Source organism: Aquimarina sp. 2-A2 (assembly GCF_045505135.1).
Taxonomy (GTDB): Bacteria; Bacteroidota; Bacteroidia; order Flavobacteriales; family Flavobacteriaceae; genus Aquimarina; species Aquimarina intermedia.
Genome location: NZ_JBJKFI010000001.1, coordinates 414,749 through 438,830 on the forward strand (window position 1 = coordinate 414,749; position 24,082 = coordinate 438,830).

The 24,082-nt window shown below is 35.5% G+C and carries 20 protein-coding genes; 3 read left to right on the forward strand and 17 right to left on the reverse strand.

Going from position 1 to position 24,082, the window contains the following annotated elements:
* Positions 1 to 4: 4 nt before the first annotated feature.
* From ACJRPK_RS01895 to ACJRPK_RS01945, 11 genes are read right to left on the reverse strand one after another with little or no spacing between them, the layout of a single operon-like run.
* Positions 5 to 1,078: a polysaccharide pyruvyl transferase family protein gene (locus tag ACJRPK_RS01895; RefSeq protein ID WP_407138179.1), complete on the reverse strand. Its 1,074-nt coding sequence runs from the start codon at positions 1,076 to 1,078 to the stop codon at positions 5 to 7.
* A gap of 43 nt (positions 1,079 to 1,121) precedes the next feature.
* Positions 1,122 to 2,510, reverse strand: coding sequence for a lipopolysaccharide biosynthesis protein (locus ACJRPK_RS01900; protein WP_407138180.1), 1,389 nt, complete (start codon positions 2,508 to 2,510; stop codon positions 1,122 to 1,124).
* 47 nt (positions 2,511 to 2,557) lie between these two features.
* On the reverse strand, positions 2,558 to 3,685 hold the full coding sequence (gene wecB / locus ACJRPK_RS01905) for a non-hydrolyzing UDP-N-acetylglucosamine 2-epimerase (RefSeq protein WP_407138181.1): 1,128 nt from the start codon (positions 3,683 to 3,685) through the stop codon (positions 2,558 to 2,560).
* A 7-nt stretch (positions 3,686 to 3,692) separates the two neighbouring features.
* Entirely contained in the window at positions 3,693 to 4,544 is an 852-nt protein-coding gene (gene rfbD / locus ACJRPK_RS01910) for a dTDP-4-dehydrorhamnose reductase (protein WP_407138182.1), read from the reverse strand.
* Entirely contained in the window at positions 4,537 to 5,088 is a 552-nt protein-coding gene (gene rfbC / locus ACJRPK_RS01915; protein WP_407138183.1) for a dTDP-4-dehydrorhamnose 3,5-epimerase, read from the reverse strand. Before rfbC ends, rfbD begins: the two co-directional genes overlap by 8 nt.
* 3 nt (positions 5,089 to 5,091) lie before the next feature.
* Positions 5,092 to 5,946 carry a glucose-1-phosphate thymidylyltransferase RfbA gene (gene rfbA, locus ACJRPK_RS01920; RefSeq protein ID WP_407138184.1) on the reverse strand — a complete coding sequence of 285 codons (855 nt, stop codon included), beginning with the start codon at positions 5,944 to 5,946 and terminating at the stop codon, positions 5,092 to 5,094.
* 22 nt (positions 5,947 to 5,968) lie between these two features.
* Positions 5,969 to 6,991: a dTDP-glucose 4,6-dehydratase gene (gene rfbB, locus ACJRPK_RS01925; RefSeq protein WP_407138185.1), complete on the reverse strand. Its 1,023-nt coding sequence runs from the start codon at positions 6,989 to 6,991 to the stop codon at positions 5,969 to 5,971.
* Between the two features lie 9 nt (positions 6,992 to 7,000).
* Positions 7,001 to 8,002, reverse strand: a complete 1,002-nt coding sequence (locus tag ACJRPK_RS01930; protein WP_407138186.1) for a hypothetical protein — start codon at positions 8,000 to 8,002, stop codon at positions 7,001 to 7,003.
* Positions 8,003 to 8,005: 3 nt separating this feature from the next.
* Positions 8,006 to 9,700 (reverse strand): DUF6909 family protein, encoded by a 1,695-nt coding sequence (locus ACJRPK_RS01935; protein WP_407138187.1) that lies wholly within the window; start codon positions 9,698 to 9,700, stop codon positions 8,006 to 8,008.
* A gap of 25 nt (positions 9,701 to 9,725) precedes the next feature.
* Positions 9,726 to 11,225 (reverse strand): GH3 auxin-responsive promoter family protein, encoded by a 1,500-nt coding sequence (locus ACJRPK_RS01940; protein ID WP_407138188.1) that lies wholly within the window; start codon positions 11,223 to 11,225, stop codon positions 9,726 to 9,728.
* A gap of 3 nt (positions 11,226 to 11,228) precedes the next feature.
* On the reverse strand, positions 11,229 to 12,101 hold the full coding sequence (locus tag ACJRPK_RS01945; protein WP_407138189.1) for a M23 family metallopeptidase: 873 nt from the start codon (positions 12,099 to 12,101) through the stop codon (positions 11,229 to 11,231).
* A gap of 219 nt (positions 12,102 to 12,320) precedes the next feature.
* On the opposite strand from ACJRPK_RS01945, the gene ACJRPK_RS01950 reads away from it, so the two are divergent.
* Positions 12,321 to 12,509 (forward strand): twin-arginine translocase TatA/TatE family subunit, encoded by a 189-nt coding sequence (locus tag ACJRPK_RS01950; protein WP_148780931.1) that lies wholly within the window; start codon positions 12,321 to 12,323, stop codon positions 12,507 to 12,509.
* Positions 12,510 to 12,563: 54 nt separating this feature from the next.
* On the opposite strand, the gene ACJRPK_RS01955 is transcribed toward ACJRPK_RS01950, so the two are convergent.
* From ACJRPK_RS01955 to ACJRPK_RS01975, 5 genes are all read right to left on the reverse strand, one after another.
* Positions 12,564 to 14,690, reverse strand: a complete 2,127-nt coding sequence (locus ACJRPK_RS01955; protein ID WP_407138190.1) for a Tex family protein — start codon at positions 14,688 to 14,690, stop codon at positions 12,564 to 12,566.
* A 43-nt stretch (positions 14,691 to 14,733) separates the two neighbouring features.
* Positions 14,734 to 17,103 (reverse strand): hypothetical protein, encoded by a 2,370-nt coding sequence (locus ACJRPK_RS01960; protein ID WP_407138191.1) that lies wholly within the window; start codon positions 17,101 to 17,103, stop codon positions 14,734 to 14,736.
* Positions 17,104 to 17,150: 47 nt separating this feature from the next.
* Positions 17,151 to 18,140: a DUF4837 family protein gene (locus ACJRPK_RS01965; protein ID WP_407138192.1), complete on the reverse strand. Its 990-nt coding sequence runs from the start codon at positions 18,138 to 18,140 to the stop codon at positions 17,151 to 17,153.
* A 16-nt stretch (positions 18,141 to 18,156) separates the two neighbouring features.
* A complete protein-coding gene (locus ACJRPK_RS01970; protein WP_407138193.1) occupies positions 18,157 to 19,785 on the reverse strand; it encodes a LysM peptidoglycan-binding domain-containing protein in 1,629 nt (542 codons plus the stop codon).
* Positions 19,786 to 19,982: 197 nt separating this feature from the next.
* Entirely contained in the window at positions 19,983 to 21,170 is a 1,188-nt protein-coding gene (locus ACJRPK_RS01975; RefSeq protein WP_407138194.1) for a phosphoglycerate kinase, read from the reverse strand.
* A gap of 168 nt (positions 21,171 to 21,338) precedes the next feature.
* Between ACJRPK_RS01975 and ACJRPK_RS01980 the strand changes: the two genes are divergently transcribed.
* Positions 21,339 to 22,493, forward strand: a complete 1,155-nt coding sequence (locus ACJRPK_RS01980; RefSeq protein WP_407138195.1) for an ATP-binding protein — start codon at positions 21,339 to 21,341, stop codon at positions 22,491 to 22,493.
* 14 nt (positions 22,494 to 22,507) lie between these two features.
* The gene (locus ACJRPK_RS01985) at positions 22,508 to 22,906 is read left to right on the forward strand and encodes a DoxX family protein (protein WP_407138196.1); all 399 of its coding nucleotides are present in this window, start codon (positions 22,508 to 22,510) and stop codon (positions 22,904 to 22,906) included.
* Positions 22,907 to 23,119: 213 nt separating this feature from the next.
* Here ACJRPK_RS01985 and ACJRPK_RS01990 read toward each other — a convergent pair whose 3' ends face one another.
* Positions 23,120 to 24,076, reverse strand: a complete 957-nt coding sequence (locus ACJRPK_RS01990; protein ID WP_407138197.1) for a type IX secretion system membrane protein PorP/SprF — start codon at positions 24,074 to 24,076, stop codon at positions 23,120 to 23,122.
* Positions 24,077 to 24,082: the final 6 nt, after the last annotated feature.

Consider the following 24,082-nt stretch of genomic DNA (forward strand, 5'->3'; position numbering starts at 1 on the left):
TACATTATTTTAAAGCTTTGGTGAACTCGGCTAACATATTGTTAGCCCTGTCTACAAATACATCTATATCCTTGTATTCCACATTATAATTTAAATTGTTTATATGATCTATAAGTGATTCTATTTCAAAAGGCTGTGCCCAAAGTTGTAATTCGCTTAATTGCTTCGTTAATATCTTTAATTTTGGTTCAATCTCTACACAAATCACAGGCTTTCTTAACAATACACCCAAAATAGCCCCGTGATATCTTGCTGTAATAAATGCATCGTAGTCATTAAGCTTAGAAATAAACTGGTCTACGGTGCTTTCTGATGGATCCCAAACCACTGGATTTTCTGATTTTAATGATTTGAATGTGTTTTTATCTTTTACACTAGAAAAGATTATAAAATCGAGTTCGATATCTTCGCTATCAGAATACTGTGAATAAATTTGTTTTAATTTATCAGTATAAATAGTTCCACGCTCATTCCAGTTCCAATCTCTTACAATAATTCCGATCCTTTTTTTACTTTTCGCCATCTTTGTCTTTAGTTGAGGTAGCTTGAAATACTTTGAGAAAACAATATCAGCTCCTAGAAAACTAGTTAATCCCCAATCATTACAATAATTAAATGATATTTCATCTCTTACACCAATAAAACTTGCATCAATCAATCTTGACTTCGCTTTTCTAATCATCCCCTGGTTGTTATGAAAAGGGCCAAGGCCGAATCCTAAAAAGCTGATCTTATCAACTCTTTTTTCAATTTTTTCATTATACAACTTATCTAAAAGAAGCTGAGGCTTCTTCAGCACCATTGAAATCTTTTTTAACAAACTATAGGATTCTGACTCCTTAAAAGCAAAAAACTGAGTTCCTCCTCCATACACTAACCAGTCATAACGTTTCAACTGCTCTCTGTACTCACTTTTTTTAAGAAGTGATTTTGGGTAAAGGCTTTGTTCTCCAATAAAATTTAAATGAACGTCATCAAATTCCTTCAAAAAATAATTCTCAAGCACTAACATTAAAAGGTCATCACCAAAATTAGCTTCTCCATAAGCTCCCTTAATACAAATTTTAAGACTTTTCATATTTTATGATCTGATTTATTACTGAAATAAAATAACAACTGTTTTATTTTTTTAATTTGATTTTCTCTAAGAAATACGAAAAAAATTCCCTGTTGAGATAGAGCGATGTCACTAATACTACCATGAACAAAACTATTTTTAATAGAAAACTTATACTACTTTGTAAATAAAAAATCACAAAAAACAGCAGAAGATAAGATAACAACTTAAAGTAATCGATTTCAAAATTATACTTCTTATATGAAAGCATAATTCTAAAAATAAACAAAATCAAGTATCCTACAAAAAAAGAAAACGATACTCCCTGAAGTTCGAAGCTGTTTATTAACATAAGACTTAGCCCTATTGAAACAAAGCCTCCTATTGCACTTGTTATAGTAATTTTGAGCGTATTTAATTCTTTCTGAAAAACTAAACTAACTAGAGTTGCAATTGAATTGAAACCCACCCCTAAAAAAAGTAATGGCATGTATACCCACGATTCATAGAAATTATTATCGATTAAAATTTTAGAGTATAATGGGGCTCCTGCAGATAAAATCAAGACGATTGATAATTCAAAATATATGAACTTTTTAATGGTCTTCTTTAAAAAATTGAACCCATCTGTTTCTTTCAAATAAAAATCTTGAATAGGCAATATCAATACCGAATTGATTACGATAAGGATTGAGGGAAATCTAACTGAAACTGCATAGATCCCATTTTCCTCTATACCCAATTCATCCAGAATTATAAACTTACTAGCAGAATTGATCACCCACCAACTAATCAAATTTGGAATTAATGGCAAAGAATATTTTAACAATTTCCAAATTAAAGCTAAATCCGTATTTTTCAAATAAAAAAAACGATAAATCTTATAACTTACTACTATATGCAGTATAACTATTGTGTAGGCTATAATATTCGCGGCTAAAATTCCTATCACCTTTAACTCCAAATAAAAAAGAAATACACAATTAAAAAGAAGTATTAGAAAGGTGGTCAAAATCCCATTAATAGCGTATGCTTTAGTCTTTTGAAGACCTCTTAAGATATTTTGTAAAAACGGCAAAAACGCGCTCAAAAAAACCAATGCTATAAAAAATTCTGCATATTTTATTGTGCTAAAAAACATTGAGAACACGAAGAAGAATATACTAAAAGAGCTAATAAAAATTAGGATACTATTCGAAATAACTTTTCTTCTATAATTTAAATTTTCAGCTTTCTCAGAAATTAGCCATCTATAAACAGCATCGGATATTTGTAGAGATACCAAAGGAACAAATAGGGTAACGGTAGTAAAAAAAAGATCATATTCACCCATGTCCTCTTTAGTTAAAAAAAAGGTATATAAGGGTAACAATAAGAAGGTTAATATTTTAGATCCAAAATTTCCAACTGAGTAAAGTACAATTTCATTAAATAAACTTTTGCTATTTGCCATTTAAACAATGTAGATTAAATTTTAACTTGATAATTTGGCGAATCGTTTTACTCAAAAGAATTCAAAAACGTTACTATACGTTCGCAGGCCTTACCATCTCCGTAGGGGTTATGCAACTTGCTCATGTTTTGATACAATTTTTCGTTTTTTATAAGCTTTTCTGTCTCCGAAACAATTTTATCCTTATCCGTTCCAACTAGAATCACGGTGCCCGCATCTACAGCCTCCGGTCTTTCTGTGGTGTCTCTCATTACTAAAACAGGCTTACCCAAACTTGGTGCTTCTTCTTGTACTCCTCCACTGTCGGTTATAATTAAATAGGATCTATTCATAAGCCATACAAAAGAAGGATAGGATAGTGGAGTAATTAAATGTATATTCTTAACGTCACCCAAAAGATCATATACCGGTTTTTGAACATTGGGATTTAAATGTACCGGATAAATTATATATACATCAGGGTTGTTGACTGCAATTATTTTTAACGCTTCGCAAATATCAATAAAACCTTGTCCATGATTTTCTCGTCTATGACCAGTTACGAGAATTAATTTCTTATCACTCTCAATCAACTTTGTCAAACTTTTTATTTCAACGTCTTCAAAGTTCAATGAGTCAACTTTATCTACACTAAATTTAAGCGCATCTATGACTGTATTTCCAGTAACCAAGATAGAATCTTGAGACTTGTTCTCTCTTATCAAATTGCTTTTGGAAGTTTCTGTTGGAGAAAAATGTATATCTGAAACAATACCTGTAACACAGCGATTCATCTCCTCTGGAAAAGGAGATTTCATATTAAAAGTTCTTAAGCCAGCTTCGACATGGCATATTTTTGCTCCAGAATAAAAGGCAGCAATACTAGTAGCCATTGTTGTTGTTGTATCACCATGGACAAAGACAAAATTAGGCTTAAATTCATCTAAAACACCTTTTAATCCAGTAATAATATCGGCTGTTAAAGTGTATAAATTCTGATTTGGTTTCATTAAATCTAAATCAAAATCAGGAACTATTTCGAAAAATGATAAGACTTGATCTAACATCTCACGATGCTGCGCTGTAATACACACTTTAGTTTCAAAAAGATCTGGATATCGTTGAAACTCTTTTACTAAGGGAGCCATTTTTATAGCTTCTGGACGAGTACCGAACACAATTAAATTTTTCTTCATATGATTCCTAAATTTTCATCAAAGCAGCATTCCAGTCACGTATTGGTATTTCGAATGTTTTTTTAATCAGATTTTTGCTCAATACACTATAAGCTGGTCGTTTTGCAAAAGTAGGATAATTATCTGTGCTTTTAAGGGTGATTAGCCCTAATTGATTGTTCTTTTTTAAGATTTCTTTGGCAAAATCAAACCAAGTAGCCTCTCCTAAGTTGCTAAAATGATAGACCCCATACTCCTTAACGTCTTTCATAATGAGATATAATATAAAGTCCGCTAAATCATTGGCATTCGTTGGTGTTCCAGTTTCTGCAGTTGTTATGGTCAACTCTTTTACGGTTTTTACTTTATCCAGAATGGTTTTATAAAAATTTTTACCATGTTGAGAATATAACCATGATGTTCTAACTATAAAAAAAACCGTTAATGCTTCTTGAATATACTGCTCGCCTTGCAACTTAGATTTACCATAAACATTAATAGGGTTGGGAACATCAGTTTCAGTATATGGATAACCTTTCGTACCATCAAAAACATAATCTGTCGAAATATGAATCAGCTTGCTGTTTTGTACTTTACAAATCGCAACAAGCTTTTTTACACCTTCAGCGTTAATTAAAAAGGCTTTCTCCGGCTCTTTTTCTGCTAGATCTACATTCGTATATGCAGCACAATTAATTATGTATTCAAATCTTTTATTTGAAAAAAAACTATTCAAGGACTCATCATTTGTAATGTTCAGCTCTTTTGACGATGCAAAAATCAGCTCATACGTTTCAAATTTACTTCTAATATCATAGATACATTGGCCTAATTGCCCGTTAGCCCCTGTAACCAATATTTTTTTTGTCGTATTACCCATATGCTTCTACCTGGTCAAAGGTTGGTAATATCTTATCCTTATCAGAAAGCTTAATTTCATTAGTGGGTACCTTCCAGTCTATATTCAAGGTAGTATCGTTGTACAGTATACCAGACTCTGCTGATTTTTGATAATAGTTATCACATTTATAAGCAAAAATAGCTTGCTCACTTAAGGTCACAAAACCATGAGAAAACCCACGAGGAACAAATAATTGCTTGTTATTTTTGTCGTTAAGAACAATCGATATGTACTTGCCAAATGTTTTAGATCCTTTTCTCATATCCACTGCAACATCTAACACCTCACCCTTTATAACACGTACTAACTTTGCTTGCGCGAATTCTCCTCTTTGAAAATGCAAACCTCTTAAAACTCCATAGGTGGATATAGATTGATTGTCCTGAACAAAAGTTACTGATATCCCGGTAGTTATTTCAAAAACGCTTTGATTGAAACTCTCGAAAAATGTGCCTCTATCATCAGCAAAAACAGTTGGTTTTAAAATGACACAACCCTCTAATGCCGTTTTCTCAACTTCCATACATTATAATTGTTTTAAATACTGTCCGTAACCACTTTTAAGTAATGGCTCAGCCAGTTTATGCAATTGCTTTTTATCAATATACCCCCGTCTATACGCTATTTCTTCTATCGCTCCGATTTTTAGGCCTTGACGCTTTTCAATCACCTGAACAAATTGCGAGGCTTGCATCAGAGAATCAAACGTACCCGTATCTAGCCATGCTGTACCTTTATCCAAGATCGCGACATGTAAATTATTTTCCTGAAGATATGCATTGTTAATATCTGTAATCTCCAATTCTCCTCTTTTACTAGGTCGAATCTTTTTCGCCTTTTCAATTACTGAATTATCATAAAAATAGATGCCTGGGACTGCATAATTTGACTTTGGTGTGTCCGGTTTTTCTTCTATAGAAACAGCCTTCCCATCCGGATCAAAAGAAATTACACCATACCGTTGGGGGTCCTGAACATGATAAGCATAGATAATTCCGCCATCAGGGTCATTGTTCTCCTCTAAAAGCTTGTCGAGACCAGATCCGTAAAAAATATTATCTCCTAATATAAGCGCCACCTTATCATTGCCTATAAATGATTCTCCAATAATAAAGGCTTCTGCTAACCCATTGGGATTCTCTTGAACAGCATATTCAAATCTACAGCCATATTGCTGGCCGTCACCTAACAATTTTTGAAATAAGGGTAAATCTTGCGGAGTAGAAATTAAAAGTATTTCGTTAATTCCGGAAGCCATTAAGGTAGCTAACGGATAGTAAATCATAGGTTTATCATAGATGGGCATCAACTGCTTACTCACTGATAATGTCAACGGATGGAGCCGCGTGCCTGAACCTCCAGCTAAAATAATCCCTTTCATTACTAAAACTATTTGAAAATTATTAATTAGTATACTTTTCGAGATACCATCGGATTGTTTTCTCAATTCCCGATTCAAAATTTTCTAATGCTTTCCAACCTAGATCATTTTCTATCTTAGAAGCATCAATCGCATACCTAAAATCATGTCCCGGTCTATCTGTAACATATGTTATTAGATTCTTGTATGATACTGCGTTTTCTCTAGGTCGAAGCGTATCCAAAGTCTCACAAATTTTATTTGCTATGTACAGATTCTCTCGTTCATTATTTCCTCCAATCACATAAGTTTCACCAAGAGTTCCCTTATGTAACGCCAGCTCAATCCCTCTGCAATGGTCCTCAACGAATAACCAATCTCTAATATTTTTGCCATCTCCATAAATAGGTATCTGTTCTTCGGTCAATGCTTTTCTTATAATGGTAGGTATCAATTTTTCATCATGTTGTCTTGGCCCATAATTATTTGAACAATTAGTTGTCACTACAGGCAATCCATAGGTGTGGAAATAACTTCGTGCCAACATATCTGCCGATGCTTTAGATGCACTGTATGGACTGTTAGGGGCATATGCAGTGTTTTCAGTAAAAAAACCTTCTTTACCTAAAGAACCATAGACCTCATCGGTTGAAATATGAACAAAGCGAGCGTTTTCAAATCTTGGTTTTAATTTATTTGGTGCTGACAACCAACACTTATAAGCTACCTGAAGCAAAACATAGGTCCCTACAATATTTGTATCAATAAATTCCCTGGGATTATCAATCGAATTATCAACATGTGATTCTGCAGCAAAATGAATTACCGTATTAATTTCATGTTTTGTGAATATTTCCTCTACTAATTCGTAATTGCAAATATCTCCCTGAACAAAATGATACTCAGTTTCGCTATTATTAATAAGCTCGATATTTGACAACTCGGCTGCATAGGTAAGCTTATCAAGATTTATTAGTCTATCGTTACCATCCCGTTTAGTTATATAGTTAATATAATTTGATCCTATAAATCCTGCACCGCCTGTTATTAAAATCGATCTTTTCAACGTATGTATTTAGTCTGGTTGATTCGCAAAACTATTCATCCTTTCAAAAAGGAATTTTAAGAAATATACACCAATGACAATACCACAAAGTACAAAAGGAAGTATAAAAAGAACTCGCTTATCTAAACTCTTTTTTTGCTGAATGATATCTCCATAATTTACAGTTGCAAAAACTTGCTCGCCAACCAGAATCCTTCTTTCCAGATCACTAATACTCTTTAGTAACTCTTCTTTTTGTTCAAGCAATGATGCCACGGTACCCGCCTTTCCTTCTTCAGCAATTACTACTGTTTGTTGATTAGTGTTTTGCGATGAAGTATTATTTAAAGCTTTTAAATACTCATTAACAAATGTCAAGGAAGCTTCACTTTGCGAAAGATGATTTTTATACTGCCTAATTTTTAAGTTGGCCACCTGCTTAAAATATGTATTGGACTTAAAGTAATCAAGCACTGTTCTGGACAGCTTATCATTCAAACTACCGGCAGATTTAAAAACAAAAGTTAATCGATGATATTTATAAAATTCCAAATACCTGTCTTCTTGTAATTCTTCCTCATCATACGCCTCCATGATCTCTTTGAAGAAGTCTTTTCCTTCATATCGTTCTTGTAGGTGATCCAATACTGCTGTAGCTTGTACAATAGGTTCTAATGTAATCTCTTTTACATTTTCAATCTGCTCTATTGAAATGCCGATTTTCTGAAGATTCTCCTCGTCCTTTGCTACATTCTCTTTAAAATCCTCAATAAAATCATATAGAAATTTGGTTGATTCGTAATTGGGCTCTAAAATAATTTGTTGTACATATTCAAATTTTGTCTCTCCATAATTATCGATAAAATATCCTGCAATCGCTCCCACAACAAATAAACTAATCAGTAAGATCGCTTTTTCCTTAAAAAATAAAAGCATTTGTATAAACAATCGAATCACTCGTTTGAAAAACGTTCCGATCATTTTAAACAACTGACCTAAGTCAATTTCATCATTTGATTGTGTTTGATTCATAGCCTATTTTTGCGTAAATATTTGTTCTATTATTTTCTCTGTTATCAAGTAGGTCGGTTTTACTCCGGAGGTTCCTAAACCTCCGGATGCTAAAGTACTTCCAGTTTCTAAAGGGTTGTCCGAGGCATAATACGCATAGCGCACTTTTACTTTTTCATTGATACTTCCTCGAAGTTTTGAAGCTGATTGAATAGCTTTTTGATAATGTGCACCTTCCATCTCTAATCCAATAACATTCCACGTGGATTCGTGAAAGAATTTCAGTATATCTCTGTTCTGCAACGAGGTTCCTAATACCGTAATCATCGTGCCATCGAAAACATTGATTCCTTTACCTTCTAAATCTTCTTTTTTCAAGCCATTTTTGAAAGGATAGTTATCTGCTGTTCCTTCAAAAATATGCGCTGACGGAATCATGATATCTCCTTTGCCTCCTTCTAAGATTCCTGCTTTACCCATAATGGAAACAGATCGAACATCGAGGTAACTTTTCGTTTCGTCAGCAGCAACATAAGGCTTTAATAATTCATCCATCGTTTCGTAAGCCTGTTCACCGAATGCATAGTCCATAACTATAATTACCGGTGAATCACCCGCTTTTTTCTCACCAAGTAATGGTTTTAAAGCTTCTCCATCATATTTTGCAATATCAAAAATCTGCACATTGATGTTAGCACCACTCTGATCTTCAATATAGGTCATTCCCTTTTGCAATGCAAGCTTTTCTACTTTAGCACGAAGCTTATCATTTTTAGCATCACTCAAGAGCTCATACACCTGAAGACTAGTTTTATTTTTCGATTCGGTTTTTAGGGCTACCGAGGCGTATAGTGAATTCATTACACTATGCATATTAGCACTAATCACGTGAATCGGGCGATCTAAGAGTTTTAAATCCTTTAGCTTATCTTTAATAGTGGTCGCCCATAACTCTCCATGTATATGGTGTCCCAGACGCTCTCTTAACACCGGACTAAAAGTTACGATTCGTTTGTTATCGTGGATAGATTCTTCGATCGCTAATTTACCTAACCAATAAATGATGTGTAAAAACCGTTCTTTATTTTCTGCACATGAAAAATTGTGATATATTGAGGAAACCTCTGCAAAGGTTCTTCCTAAAATGTTGGCCGTGTGCGTAAGAGCTACTTCTCGTTCTGCTTTTGTAAGTTCTTTGGTCGATAAAACGGCATTTTCCAGTTTTTGCCAGTCACGGGTTACATTACCTTCTTCATTGATCACCACCCGTTTCATGATCTTATGAGATTCTATAAACATGAACGTAAGGTGCGTAAGGATATCATAAATCTCTGAGCGTCCGCGTGTGATCTCAATATTCATCTGTTCCTCATCGATCCGATAACAGTTACGACGTCTTTTTGGCGGAACTATTGGTTTAAAATGAGAGTTTTTATATCCTTCATCGCTTGTCAGGTTGATATAACGACATTCTTCAATCCCTAAAGGCAACCTGTCAATTACATACAAAAGCCCACTTAGTTCAACTTTTTCTTCTGCAATGGATCCATAGATTTCAGGACGCAACGTGAGTAGACCTTCTCGTAATGTATCTCCCGAGATACCCATAGGCTTATAAAAACCTCTATTGAATAGATGCCGCATCGTGATATACATGCGTTCTATAGCTCCTGAGCTTTCTTGAGCTCTCGTTCTCCCTTGTAGTTTAAGATTTGCCATATAGTTTTCCGAACAAAGATATAATTTATTTAGCGATCATACCGCTAAGGACATCAGCGATTTTACGATCGTTGGATAATCGTGGTAACTTGTTTTGTCCTCCCAGTTTGCCAATTGACTTCATATATTCATTAAAACCATCTTTGGGCATAATTCTAATTTCGAGTCGGCGTAACATTTTACCTGCAATTAAATCATCATAGTAACTGTTCTGAGATCGCAATTCACTGTCGATAGCCTCTGCTAGTACCTCAATATTATCAGGTTCTTCTTGAAACTCTATAAACCATTCGTGATAAGGTATGGATCCGTCAGTTGGATTAATTTGTGGTGCTACCGTGAATTCCTTGACCATCATCCCGGTTTTATCTGCAGCGACTTGTAAAGCAATTTCAACTTCTTTTCCAATCACATGTTCTCCAAACGCTGAAATAAAATGTTTTATTCTACCTGAAACAAGCACTCGATAAGGTTTAGTGCTTGTAAACATAATTGTGTCCCCAATATTGTAGCTCCATAAGCCTGCATTAGTAGACACAAGCATCACATAATTAATATCGGTTACTACCTCTCCAATAGTCAAGCGTTGAGGGTCTTCATTAAAAAACTCATCTGCTTTTATAAACTCGTAAAACATGCCTGAGTTTAATTGCAGTAACATTCCGTTCGCATTTTGCTTATCTTGAAAAGCAAAAAAACCTTCAGAAGCGGGATATAATTCAATACTTGGAACCTTTCGCCCAATTAACTTCTCGAATGTAGCACGATACGGTTCATAATTTACGCCGCCGTAAATAAACAACTCAAAATTAGGGAAGAGTTCCCCTATTGTTTTTTGCGATTTTTCTCTTAACCGTTCAAAGTACATTTGAACCCACGGCGGTATCCCGCTGATAACCGTCATATTCTCATGAATGGTTTCTGCTACAATAGCTTCTACTTTATCCTCCCAATCCTCGATACAGTTGGTTTCCCAACTTGGCATTCTATTTTTCTGAAGATATTTTGGAACATAATGGGCAACAATACCTGATAAGCGGCCCAAATTAATGCCGTTTTTTTCAGAAAGTTCTGGACTTCCTTGCAAAAAAATCATCTTTCCGTTTACGAAATCCGTTCTGCCGCTTTCTGCTATATAACAAAGGATCGCATTACGAGCCGCATTGATATGTGTGGGTATGGATTCTTTGGTTAAGGGTATATATTTTACACCACTGGTAGTTCCAGATGTTTTTGCAAAATACAATGGTTTACCAGGCCAAACTACATCTTTTTCACCTGATACCACACGATCCATGTACGGTCGTAATTGTTCGTAATCTCTTACGGGAACATTCTTAACAAAATCCTGATGGGTAGTGATGTTACTAAAATTATGATCTCTCCCAAACGCGGTAGATTCTGCTGCACGAATCAACTCCCAAAACACTTTTTCCTGAGTCTTGATGGGGTTATTCGACCATCGGTCAATTTTTTTCTTTACGTATGCGGCAAAAAATTTTGCTCCTAATGACTTGATTGACATACCTTAGTATTCAAAATCTATAAACTTGGTTGGATCATTGGGTAATCCATCATTCCATAATTCAAAATGTAAGTGAGGGCCGGTTGAGAACTCACCTGTCGATCCGGCAATGGCTATAACCTCGCCTGCTCTTACCTGATCCCCTTGCCTTTTATTAAGTGAGGCATTGTGCTTGTAAACCGTTACTAGACTACTCCCGTGTTCTATAATAATGACGTGTCCTGTATCTGCTGTCCATTCAGCAAAAATTATAGTCCCTGCGGCCGCAGCTTTCACCGGCGTATCTTTTAAAACGGCCACATCAACTGCATAATGTTTATCACTAGCATTGTAAGCCGCTGTAATCGTTCCTTTAACTGGGGGAAAAAGCGAAAAATTTATATTTTCTTTTCTTTCTTCAAAAACACTATATTTATCTTCCTGTGAGACTTCTTCTCTTAGCTTTATATCATCTTCTGAAGGTTCCAAGTTGATGTTCTCTATATCCAACTGTTGTGATTGAACTGCTGAATCTAAGTCGAAGGCAACTGTCTTGACATCCCCGGTTAATACTTTGCGGATGGAATTGTAGTATTCTTGATTTACTCGAATTACATTTTCTAATGAATCTGTGGTAGACACTAACTTAGACGCTTGTAAATTAAGACGTGTCGAAGAATATCCTGGTATATATTCTCTCAGTGGGGTAAAAGCAATCAAAATTATTGTTCCTGTTATTAAAACAATGGATGTAATTGTCACCAGAACAAAAACATTGAGTCTCGTTAGCTTAAACGATATACGTTCTTCAAAAGTATCTTCATTAAGAATAACCAAGCGATACTTATTAAGTAGCTTCTTTGCAATTCTTTTGGGTTCTTTTTTCTTTCTTGCCATATCTAATAAGCGCAAATATACATATTCTGCACATATGCTAAAACGTAATTGAAGTTTCAGAAAATTAAATTCAAACAACTTCTTTTATCAAGAATAACGGTTTTTATAAAATTCTAGTTTTCCATATATCACAAAATACAAACAATACCAGCATTTTTAACACCTTAAAAGAGCTTTTTATTTATTTCTTACTAACTTTGCACTCTAATAGATTAGATCATGATAACATTAAGTATATTTTTAGGAATGATTGGTCCATGGCAAATCGCATTGATCGTCATCATCGTACTTTTATTATTTGGAGGTAAGAAGATTCCGGAATTAATGAGAGGTTTAGGAAGTGGAATCAAAGAATTTAAAGATGCTTCAAAAGAAGAAGAGGATCCTAAAATCGATGAAAAAAAATAGTGAATTTTTCAGCATACAAAAAAATCCCAACAGTAATAGTTGGGATTTTTTTGTTTAATCTACTAGAGACAATTGAATTCGTTTACGTGCTGTGTCCACCTCAACTACGGTTACCATAAGTTGTTGATTTAATTGTACTACAGTATTGACATCAGAGATATATTCATTTGCAAGTTTAGAGATGTGAATCAAACCGCTCTCTTTAATACCAATATCCACAAAGCATCCAAAATTCGTAATATTATTAACAATACCGGGTATTTTCATCCCTGTATGAACATCCTGGATTGTTTTAACCGTAGGATCAAATTCAAACACAGAAACTGTTTTGCGCGGATCTACCCCTGGTTTTTGCAGCTCTTTTATGATATCATTTAAAGTTGGTAGCCCCACCTCATCAGTTATATACTTAGAAATATTTATCTTTTGTATCGCTGCTGTATTACCAATCATTTCTTGAACGGTAAGACCTGCATCTTTTGCCATTTGTTTTACCAAAGCATAACGTTCCGGATGTACAGAGGAATTATCCAAAGGGTGTTTTGAATTCGTTATTCGCAAGAAAGCTGCAGCCTGCTCAAACGCCTTCCCTCCTAACCTCGGGATTTTTTTTAATTCTTGTCTTGAGTTTACTGCTCCGTTTTCGGATCGGTATGTTACTATATTTTCGGCCAATTTATCTCCGATGCCGGATACATAGCTCAGCAAAGGAGCACTGGCGGTATTTACGTTAATACCTACCGTATTCACGCAGCTCATAACGACCGTGTCCAATTCATTTTTTAATTTATTTTGATCCACATCATGTTGATACTGTCCGACGCCAATAGCTTTTGGATCAATCTTTACCAATTCTGCCAAAGGATCTGCCAATCGGCGACCTATAGAAACTGCCCCCCGAACAGTAACATCATAATCGGGAAATTCTGATCTGGCAATTTTTGAGGCAGAATATACAGACGCACCACTTTCATTCACCATAAAGACCTGAACAGCACGGTCAAACGGGATTTTTTTGATAAAAGCTTCGGTTTCTCTTGCTGCTGTACCGTTACCAATAGCTATAGCTTCAATTTTATAAGCGTTCACCAATGATTTTATTTTCTTGATACTAAGCGTTGTATCTCGTTGTGGTGGGTGAGGGTAAATATTTTCATTGTGAAGTAAATCCCCTTTTTCATCCAGACAAACAACTTTGCATCCTGACTTAAAACCAGGATCTAAGGCTAAAATTCGTTTTTGTCCCAAGGGAGAAGCAAGGAGTAATTGTTTTAAGTTTTGTGCAAAAACATGGATCGCATCATTGTCAGCTTTTTCTTTAGCCTGCCCTAAGACTTCGGTGGCCATTGCAGGTGCAAGTAAGCGTTTATAGGCATCGCTACTTGCAAGAAAGACATGATCTGTGCATGCTTCAATGTTCGTTTTGATGCAATGACGATCTATAGCGTCTAAAGCATCACTTTCTGGCACAGTTATTTTAACGCGAACTATTTTTTCTTTTTCTGCCCTTAAGATTGCTAATAAACGGTGGGAAGGACATTTATGTAAAGATTCTTCCCTCTCAAAATATTGCTTATATTTTTGCGCTTCTTCGAGCTCTTTTTTGCTTTTTATGACTGTAGCTGTAATAGCAGCTTTTCGCTGATAAAGTCTGCGTAATGTACTGCGTATTCTCTCATCTTCATTGATCCATTCAGCGATAATGTCTCTTGCACCCTGCAAGGCATCTTCGACCGTAGTAACCGTATCAGTAGTAAATTGCTGCGCTTTGAACTCAACTTCTTCTTCTAATTGTTTAAAAAGTAGATGCGCTAACGGCTCCAGACCATTTTCTCTGGCTACGTCTGCTTTGGTTTTACGCTTCTTTTTATACGGAAGATACAAATCTTCAAGAACGAGCAACGAATCTGCATTTTTAATTTTGACCTCAAGGGCTGTGGTAAGTGCCCCTTGCTCTTTTATGGTTGACAATATGCTTTCTTTACGCTTTTCTAAGGCTTCAAAAGCGGCTTTAAATTTGACAATATCGGCAAGAATAACTTCATCCAAGTTACCTGTCATTTCTTTTCTATACCGAGCAATAAAAGGAATGGTCGCTCCTTCATCAAGGAGTTGAATGGTTTTGACCAGTTGACTTCTTTCAATCGAAAGATTTTTTCTAATATATTCCAATAGTTCCATAGGTACAATTTGTCAGCTAAATATATATAAATCGATATCAATGCTACATTTTAAAATCTTTTCTAATAGATATAAGATCCCCATTATCAGCCATCCCTTCGATAAAAAAAGAAATATTTTTGACATCATTTTTATGAATTTTAAAAGGAACCGGTACGCCATCTTCAAGCTTTAATTCAGGTTCCCAATGTATTGCTGCATAATTGATAAAAAACTCTTTCATACCAGGATTATAGGTGGGAGTATAAAATTTTTTAATTTTCTCAAATCCGTTTGTTATTTTATAAACAAAGAAATCTAAGCCTCCAGTAGTACTAATGTCCAAATTCTGTTTTTTGTATATCATAATAGTACCTGAGCCTCGTAAGTTGGTTGTTGAGCCTCTAGGGTCTATTAATATTCTGTCCACATATTCTGTGCTTAGGTCTAAGAGAACCGACATATCATATACATACATATCATCAATATAAACAGCCGGCGGAGAAAAACTATCAGAGGTATTATTTACCGGCACAAGAGTAATATCATTAAAATTAGTTGAATTTTTTGAAAGAGCTCCATACTTAACTCTAAAACCGTTATTCTGTATATAATCTAAGATAGTTGGGTAATAGTTAGCCTCCCTCTCAGTGATAACTTTTGCCTTTCGGTTTATATGATCAAGAACAAAGGGGTTCTTTTCCTTTTCTTTTTCCTTACCTCTTATCAGTACTTCATCCAATATCTCAGAATTAGCTAAAAAACTTTGCGGAATCTTTACCGATGTAAAGACTTCATAATCCAAAGGTGCTATGGGTAAAATATCTTTTGATAAGGGTCTATTAAAGCTAGATACCAGTTCTTGAAAATAAACGCCTTTTTTAACAAATTTTCCATTGGATTTGAGCGCTGAGAATTTTAAGTTTTCGTTTTTATCAGCAAAAAAGTCAGTTAACACAAAACTTTTATCCATTGTCAAGTCAACTATTTTTGATTCATGATATTTGCTTTTTAAAAGTAAAACTTTATCAATATTTTTAAGATTATTCCCTTGAAGTTTACCCTTTAATGTTATCCCTTGTCTGAAATCATTCAATGGTTCCTTATTTGGGTCTAATAAGTTCTCCCAATCATATTGAGTCCAACCTTGAGTAATTAATAATAAATCTAAAGCTTCTTTCTTGTCTTCATCAATATCGGTAAAATAATATTTCGGATTTTCTATTGGACCTTTTATGTAAGGTTTCAATGATAAACTAGAAATTATATTTTCGGCAGGGTTATAAACTTTTGTTTCTTTTGGTAGTACCGATACGCTAATATTATATGTTTTCTTCAGGTTTGAAGCTAGTCTTACACCAAAAATTAGTGAGTCCCGTTCTTCTTTAAAAAAATCAATTTTAACCTCAGAGGAGCTGTCTTTTTTATAATTATATATTTTTCTTTCAGCAATCGGTGTGCCATCCACAAAAATAGTGATTGTATTAACCCCAGAATATAAGTCTTCACGATCGAGATATATGAGTTTATCGGTCTCATTCTCATTAAAATTTATTTTAATTTTTTTTATATCTTTATTTTTATGCAGAAAGAAGTAACATTGTTTGTTGCTAAAATATTGAGCGGTTTCTTTATTGTAATTGAATCGTATAGGTATTCGATGTCTTAATCGATTATTTACTGACAAACCAAGACCTATGTCTTTTGCTATTGGTAGTTCCTTTTTATATTCACTGCCATCAAGGTCGATTGAAATATAATATTTTTTATTAGCGTCAAAAGTAGTATTCAATTTTGCAAAACCGAGTTTATTCGTTTCAAAATTCGTAATAATGTTCTCTGCATCATCTATTAATTGACCAGATTTTGTAAGAATCCCCATCCCGTTATTATCACTAATCTTTACTCCGACCGTATTTTTAGTTCCGGATATTAAATCACCTCCTTCTGGAAAAATTTGAATGTTTGCTACCCTGTTCTTCTGTAATACTTTTGAAGAGACTTTAGAATCAAGCACTGAAAACTCATGGCTAAAGGAAATGTCTTCAACAAAATTATTCATCCAATTAGTAGAGACCCTAACAAAGTATTTTTGTGAATTGTAGAGGGAATCAACGACGATATTCCCCTTAAAAAAACCATTATTACAAGGATAAGTTCCTTCAAAACGTACTACGTCTGTAGTATCAAAAACTTCTACTTTTACTTCTTTTGTACTAATCGCTGGTAGTTGGTTATTTCTATCATATACATACCCTTTAAAAAAAACTTCTTCTCCCTTTAAGAAAGTTGTTTTATTTAAGTGCACAAATAGAGACTCTCTTGGAATTTTATAAAAGTTATGAATTTCTTTCTCTATGAAACTTGCTGTGACCTCTTGAGCAAGAAATTTTGTAGAACATATTAAACATAGTAATAGTATGAAGTTTTTCATTGAAAGGTAGGTTTTAAAGTGATTAAAATATAATGTGTGCGCAGTTCCTATTTTATAAACGAAACTGTTTTCATGATGGCTTCCAGTTCGAACATCTTGTCACGTTTGCGCACCGACGGTGCAAAAACGAATCCTTCTAGAACCAATGTTCTATCATTGGCTTCATCTTCGATAATGTAGTTTACAAACGGTCCGGACATGAAACGGTCTTTGATTTCCCAAATACCTTTAGTTTCTAGAGCGAATTTACCATCTAAAGTGTTTTCAAAAAGGTATGGAGCATACGCCTTTTCTGTAATAAACTTTCCTGTAGCTGAGGTTGGAATGTTTAGAGCTCCAATAGAATCTCGCATTTTTATAATTTGAGAAACTGTGGTTGAATCTCTTGTAATAGCTTTTGCAGGCAACTCGTAGACCATAAGATTCATACTACCTTGTGGAATGTCCTTACGTATCCACATAAATTTATCTTCATCTTTTGCTATGCGATATGCAGAAGGAACTTTCATGGTTATCCCGAAATTGTTTTTTAGCTGTGGGATTTTTTCAAGGGATTTTTTAATGCGTTTTTGTTTTTCAACAGTCTCTACATTTTTATAATCACGCACAATCTTATCAACATTTTGACGAATCAGATCGACAATTTCTTCATCCGTAGTTCCGCTAATAACAGCGCCAACCTGCGGAGTGGCAAACTTGTTTTTTAGCACATTAATGCCATTTGTTGCCGTTTTCTCAATCTTCAGAAACGTTCGGTTTTTTCTTGCCATCCCAGAAAAAGCAACGGGCGGCATCTGTCGCATAGAAAATAAAGGTTCCTCCTGAGGTAATCCGGGAACTTCTGCGCCAAAATATTTGCGTATAGAATCTCCAACGGCTCCTTTCCACAATTCATTATCTACAATTACCGAAAGTTCGTTGATACGTCCAACCGAATGTGCCATTGCATCCTGACTGGTTGCTTTTGTTTTACTTTTTGACTCTGAACAACTGTAAAGCACGACAAGGCTCAACAGGGCTAACATTAAATTTTTCATGAAGGTTTACTTAGTGTTACGATTTTGAAAGCTTGAGTTTCATACCCGGCTTTATTCCAGTACCACTAATATCGTTCCAATTTTTAAGATTTTCTATTGTAACCCCTTTAAATTTTTGAGAGATGCTCCATAAAGTGTCCCCAGCCTGCACGGTATATTGTTTTGTTGACGTGCTTACGACAGTCGATTTTTTTGAGGTTGCTGTTCTCGTAACTACGGGTTTTCTTGGGTAAATAGTTAAACGTTGTCCGATGCGCAGATTATTTGAGCGCATACGATTCCATTTCTTAATCTGGCTAACTCGTACTCCGAATTTCCTGGCAATCCTTCCCAGATAATCCCCGCTACGAACTCGATATCGGATTCGGTCATTTGCTTCAAAAAACTTCGGTAATGGTTTCTCTCGCTGATCAAATTCTGCTTTAGCGATTGTGTATAATTGTGTTTCATTAGCCACAAAATCTCCCACTTTATCCAAAGGTAGTCTCAGCACATAGTTCTCATCTTTTATAAAAGGTATAATATCGAGTTTATAAGAAGGGTTTAAGAACTGAAGCTCTTCGATATCGATATTCATTTTTTCAGACACCTGCTCCAAAGTAATCATTTGCTTAACTTTGATTGTATCTGTTTCAAAATATGCAAATTTCGGCCTTTTGGGTTGGAATCCATGCTTATCGGCATACTCAAAAATATACATAGTGGCCAAAAATGCAGGTAAATATCCCGCGGTCTCTCTAGGTAAATTATGGCGAATGTTCCAGTAATTCGTATACCCGCCACTACGCCGTATGGCTTTTGTTACATTTCCAGGACCGGAATTGTAGGATGCCAGGGCCAAATCCCAATCTCCAAAGACACGATACAGACTTGCTAGATATTTACAAGCTGCTTTAGTCGCCATTAAAGGATCCATACGCTCATCTACATAGGAACTCACTTCTAAACCGAACATTTTACCAGTACCATACATAAACTGCCACAATCCTGTAGCACCAACACGGGACTTCGCTCTTGGTTTTAGTGCTGATTCGACAATAGCTAAATATTTAATTTCTAAAGGAATATCATAATTATCTAATTCTTGCTCGAATAGTGGAAAGTAAAATTCGCTAAGCGCCATCAATCGCTCAAGGTGTTCGTGACGATTTTTGAGATAGCTCTTTATCACACTCTCCAACGATGGATTGTATTCTACATTAAATGGGGTTCTGGCATTGAGCTCTGCCAATCTTGCTTTTAACGTATCGGTAGGCAAATCCACAAACTCTACAGGTTTGTAGTCCAGCGTGGTAACCGATTTGTATAAGGTGTCAAATAAATCAGAATTGTAAAGCTCTTGTTTCCAAATCGAATCCAGTTCAGCCAGTTTAGGGTGATCTCTGGCGACATCTATGACACTATCTTTGATACTTGTTAAGGTAATTGTAGTTGTTTCATGTTGAACTGTTTTTTTTACGATACTTAACGTATCTACAACTTGTACAGTATCTTTAGTGATTTGACCGATACTTATAGCTTGTTCGGTTTGTTTTGACTTCTTCTTGTTGCGCTTAGAAGCTCGTGTTTCTTTTTCCTGGGCTGATCCATGGACAACCATAATTAAAAGAAATACACGTATACTTACTCTAAAAAAACGACTCATTTTCATACTACATTTGGAAATTTGGTGTGATATTTTACGTTACTATACAGCTAGTAACTGCATAAGTGCTAAAATCGTATATTTTTTCCAAAAACAAAAAAATCCACTAGTTAAAAACCAAAAAAAACCAGTTTAAATAACTGGTTTTTAACTATTTCTATTTTTAATAGGTCTTTTCTTACGTTTAGAGCGACTTTCTATTCTTCCATAGCTGCGATACCTGGCAGTGTTTTTCCTTCCAAGCTTTCTAACATAGCGCCACCTCCAGTCGAGACATAACTTACCTCATCATCAAGTTCAAACTGTTTAACAGCCGCAACAGAATCTCCACCTCCAACTAAAGAAAATGCTCCTTGCTCAGTTGCTTTGGCTATAGATTTTCCTAGAGCAATAGTTCCTTCTGCAAAATTTTCCATTTCAAAAACTCCCAAAGGTCCGTTCCAAAGGATCGTTTTGGATTTCATAAGTACGTCATGAAATATTTTGATAGTTTCAGGACCTACATCTAATCCTTGCCATCCATCCGGAATTTTATCTACTGACACTACCTGCGTTTCTGCATCATTGCTAAAAGCATTTGCTCCGAGAACATCAACCGGCAAGTGTACCTCAACACCCTTTGCTTCAGCTTTTTTAAGTATTGACAGTGCTAACTCTTGCTTATCGTCTTCACAAATAGAATCTCCGATGGCTCCTCCCTGAGCTTTGATAAAAGTATAGGTCATTCCCCCACCAATAATCAGGTGGTCAATTTTATCAAGGATGTTTTCTATGATGGTTATTTTTGATGATACCTTAGATCCTCCCAAAACAGCAGTGACAGGTTTTTCGCCTGTTTTCAACACCTTTTCGATACTCTCTATTTCTTTAGCCAATAGGCTTCCGAAACACTTCTTATTCGGGAAAAATTCTGCAATAATTGCGGTTGATGCATGTGCCCGGTGTGCGGTTCCAAACGCATCATTAACGTATAGATCTCCCATTTTGGCCAATTGTTCAGCAAACTTTCTGTCCCCTTCGGTTTCTTCTTTATGAAATCTCAAATTTTCTAATAACAACACTTCTCCAGGTTCCAAATCAGCAACCATTTTTTCAGCGTCCTCGCCTATACAGTTTTCAGAAAATTTTACTTGGACACCGATGCTATCAGATACCTTATCAACAATATGTTTTAAGGAGTATTCTTCCTGAACTCCTTTAGGTCTGCCTAAATGAGACATTAAAACAGCGCTCCCGCCATCTTCCAAAACTTTAATAATAGTTGGTTTGGCTGCCTCTATCCTAGTGGCGTCTGTTACCTCTTTATTTTCATTTAAAGGAACGTTGAAATCTACACGGATTAGTGCTTTTTTATTCTCAAAATTAAAGTCTTGTATTGTTTTCATTGTACGGTGGTTATTTGCAAACGAAAATAAAGGGATTAATCTAAAAAGTTATTAAAGAATTCAAAAAATTTACAGCAATCTTTTGTTGATTCACCAGCATCAGATAATTAGCTTACATAATTTCTTGCTTGATTGACAAGGAGCCGGTAATAATAAATATATTTGCTCATGCGATTTTCTGAAATTCTAGGTTTAAGTCATATAAAGAATTACTTAACAACGAGTGTAGATCGAGGAAGAATTCCTCATGCTCAACTATTTGTCGGTGCTAACGGTAGTGGCACATTGCCTATGGCTATTGCCTATGCACAATATATTTTATGCGGGAATACTGATGGGGAAAACGGCGGTGTCAATAAAGCGTGCAATATAAAATTTGATCATTTGGCACACCCCGATTTACATTTTGCATATCCGGTGGCTACAAATCAAAAGGTAAAAAAACATCCAACTGCCGATCAGTTTGCCGAAGAGTGGCGGGATTTTGTGTCTAAAACTCCCTACGGAAGTATTTTTGACTGGTACGTTTCTTTGGGTATCGAAAATAAGCAGGGACAAATTGGAGTTGATGAAGCCTTACAGGTTGTCAAAAAGCTCTCCTTAAAAAGTTATGAAGGCGGATATAAAGTGATGCTTATCTGGATGGCAGATAAAATGAACAATGCTGCTTCAAATAAGTTATTGAAGTTAATTGAAGAGCCTCCTGAGAAAACTATCTTCATTCTGATTACAGAAAATGAAGAGCAACTTTTGCAAACAATCCGTTCCCGTTGTCAAGTGGTACATTTTCCTGCATTGGGAGAAGAAGTGATTAAGGAAGCTTTACTTTCCTTATCTGAAGCCGGGGAAAACGAAATAACGAAAATCGCACATCAGGCTGAGGGCGATTATAATAAAGCGCTTCACTTATTGCATCACGATGGCGGGGATGATCAGTTTGAAGAATGGTTCATTCAATGGATTCGAACTGCTTTTAGAGCAAAAGGAAATAAATCTGCTGTCAATGATCTGATAGTTTGGAGTGAATCTATCGCCGGAGCAGGAAGAGAAACTCAAAAGAAGTTTTTGAAGTATTGTATTGATTTCTTTAGACAGGCAATGCTACTTAATTATGGCGCGCAGGAGCTGGTGTTTCTTGAACCCAATACGCCCGGATTTGATCTTGCAAAGTTTGCTCCTTTTGTACATGGTGCCAATATTATGGATATTACTAACGAACTGCAAGATGCTATGTTTCATATAGAGCGTAATGGAAATGCCAAAATTATATTAACCGATCTCTCCATACAGCTCACACGTTTGCTGCATCGCAAATCTCAATAATAATCCATATCCTAATGAAAAATTTTCTTACTCACCTTGTGCCTATAACTATACTGGCATTTTTATTTATAACCTTTTTACAATCTGCGTTAGACAAAGTCTTCGATTTCAAAGGTAATACCACGTGGCTGAAGCAACATTTTGAAAATACCATACTTGCAAAACAGGTGCCTTTATTGTTAGGTATTATATTAGTCTTAGAATTTATTGCGGCTGTAGGTTGTATCCTGGGTGTTACATTTTTGATATTTTCCGGAGAGACGTATGTGGCGACGTTCGCTATGTTTATCTCTTGTATTACCCTGCTTGCCCTTTTATTTGGTCAACGGGTGGCAAAAGATTATCCGGGTGCCTTAACCATTACCTGCTATTTCTTGGTGGCCATTTTCGGTTTGTATGTGGTAAACGGCTAGTGATGCATTAGACTAAAGCGTTTTTCTCGACTGGTCAACTGCGCTCGAACCACAGAAATCCAGGGGCTAGTTTGATTAATATCATAAAAAGATTTAGATTTCGATTCCGCTCGACCTTACCGGAGACAAAAGTATTTTCTTACACTATCATTCAAAAAATAAACCCTTTGCTGTACAGCAAAGGGTTCAAAATTTAAGTTGTGGTTAATAGATTTAATAGGTACATCCACATTTACTTTGACGACATCCAAAATCAAACCCTAACGTGATCATGTGTGACCCTGCTGCCGTACTTGGCTGTAAAACCTCATTCACGTTAATTTGATACGCATAGGCTACGTAGAAATTAAATTTCTTTATTCCCACCATAGGAGAAACCGAAAGCGGCTTAAAACTCTGATCTACGAGCGAACGGATACTTAATCCAGCCCAATAGTAATCTGTATCGTGCATTTTTCGCACTTTGAGATTCAAATCAGCCGTACTACGTCCATCTCCAGCAAAATTCTGGTATAAAACCGAAGGTTCGATCTCTATATTACTAAATCGGTGAAAAAATGTATAGCCGGTATACATATAATAATTCTGTATCGTAGAAGGTTCTGTAGGATTAAAATCATCTATTTCCTTCTGTAACAAGTTTACCGCATTCCCACTAAAGAAAAACCGACCAAAACGATATAAGAAACCAATATCAAAGTTGGAATTGTTTACGGTTACATCTGCAAGTCCGGGATTCATAGGTTCATCCGGGTTTCCATTATTAAACTCGTTAGCATCAATACCAAACTGTGTAAACTTATAACTTAACCCAAAAGAAAGATACATATTATCATACTCGCTCAGCGTTAAGTGATGCGCAAAAGAAAGTTGTACTCCTTTTTGCGTTGTAAACCCATTTTGGTCATTAAACAGAATAGCACCAATACCTGAGCGGTCTGAGATTCTTCCATCAAAAGATAAGGACTGTGTGCCCGGAGAATCCTCGATACTCACCCATTGCTCAAAACCAGAGGCGCGCACCTGCCAGCAATCTCCTATCCCTGCGTAGGCAGAGGATATGAGATATGGATTATCGGCAAGGTATTGATTCTGCACCGGTGCTGAAAATTCTTGTGCGTAGGATAAACATCCCAGAAACAACCCTATTATTAAACTACATTTTTTCATCTACAC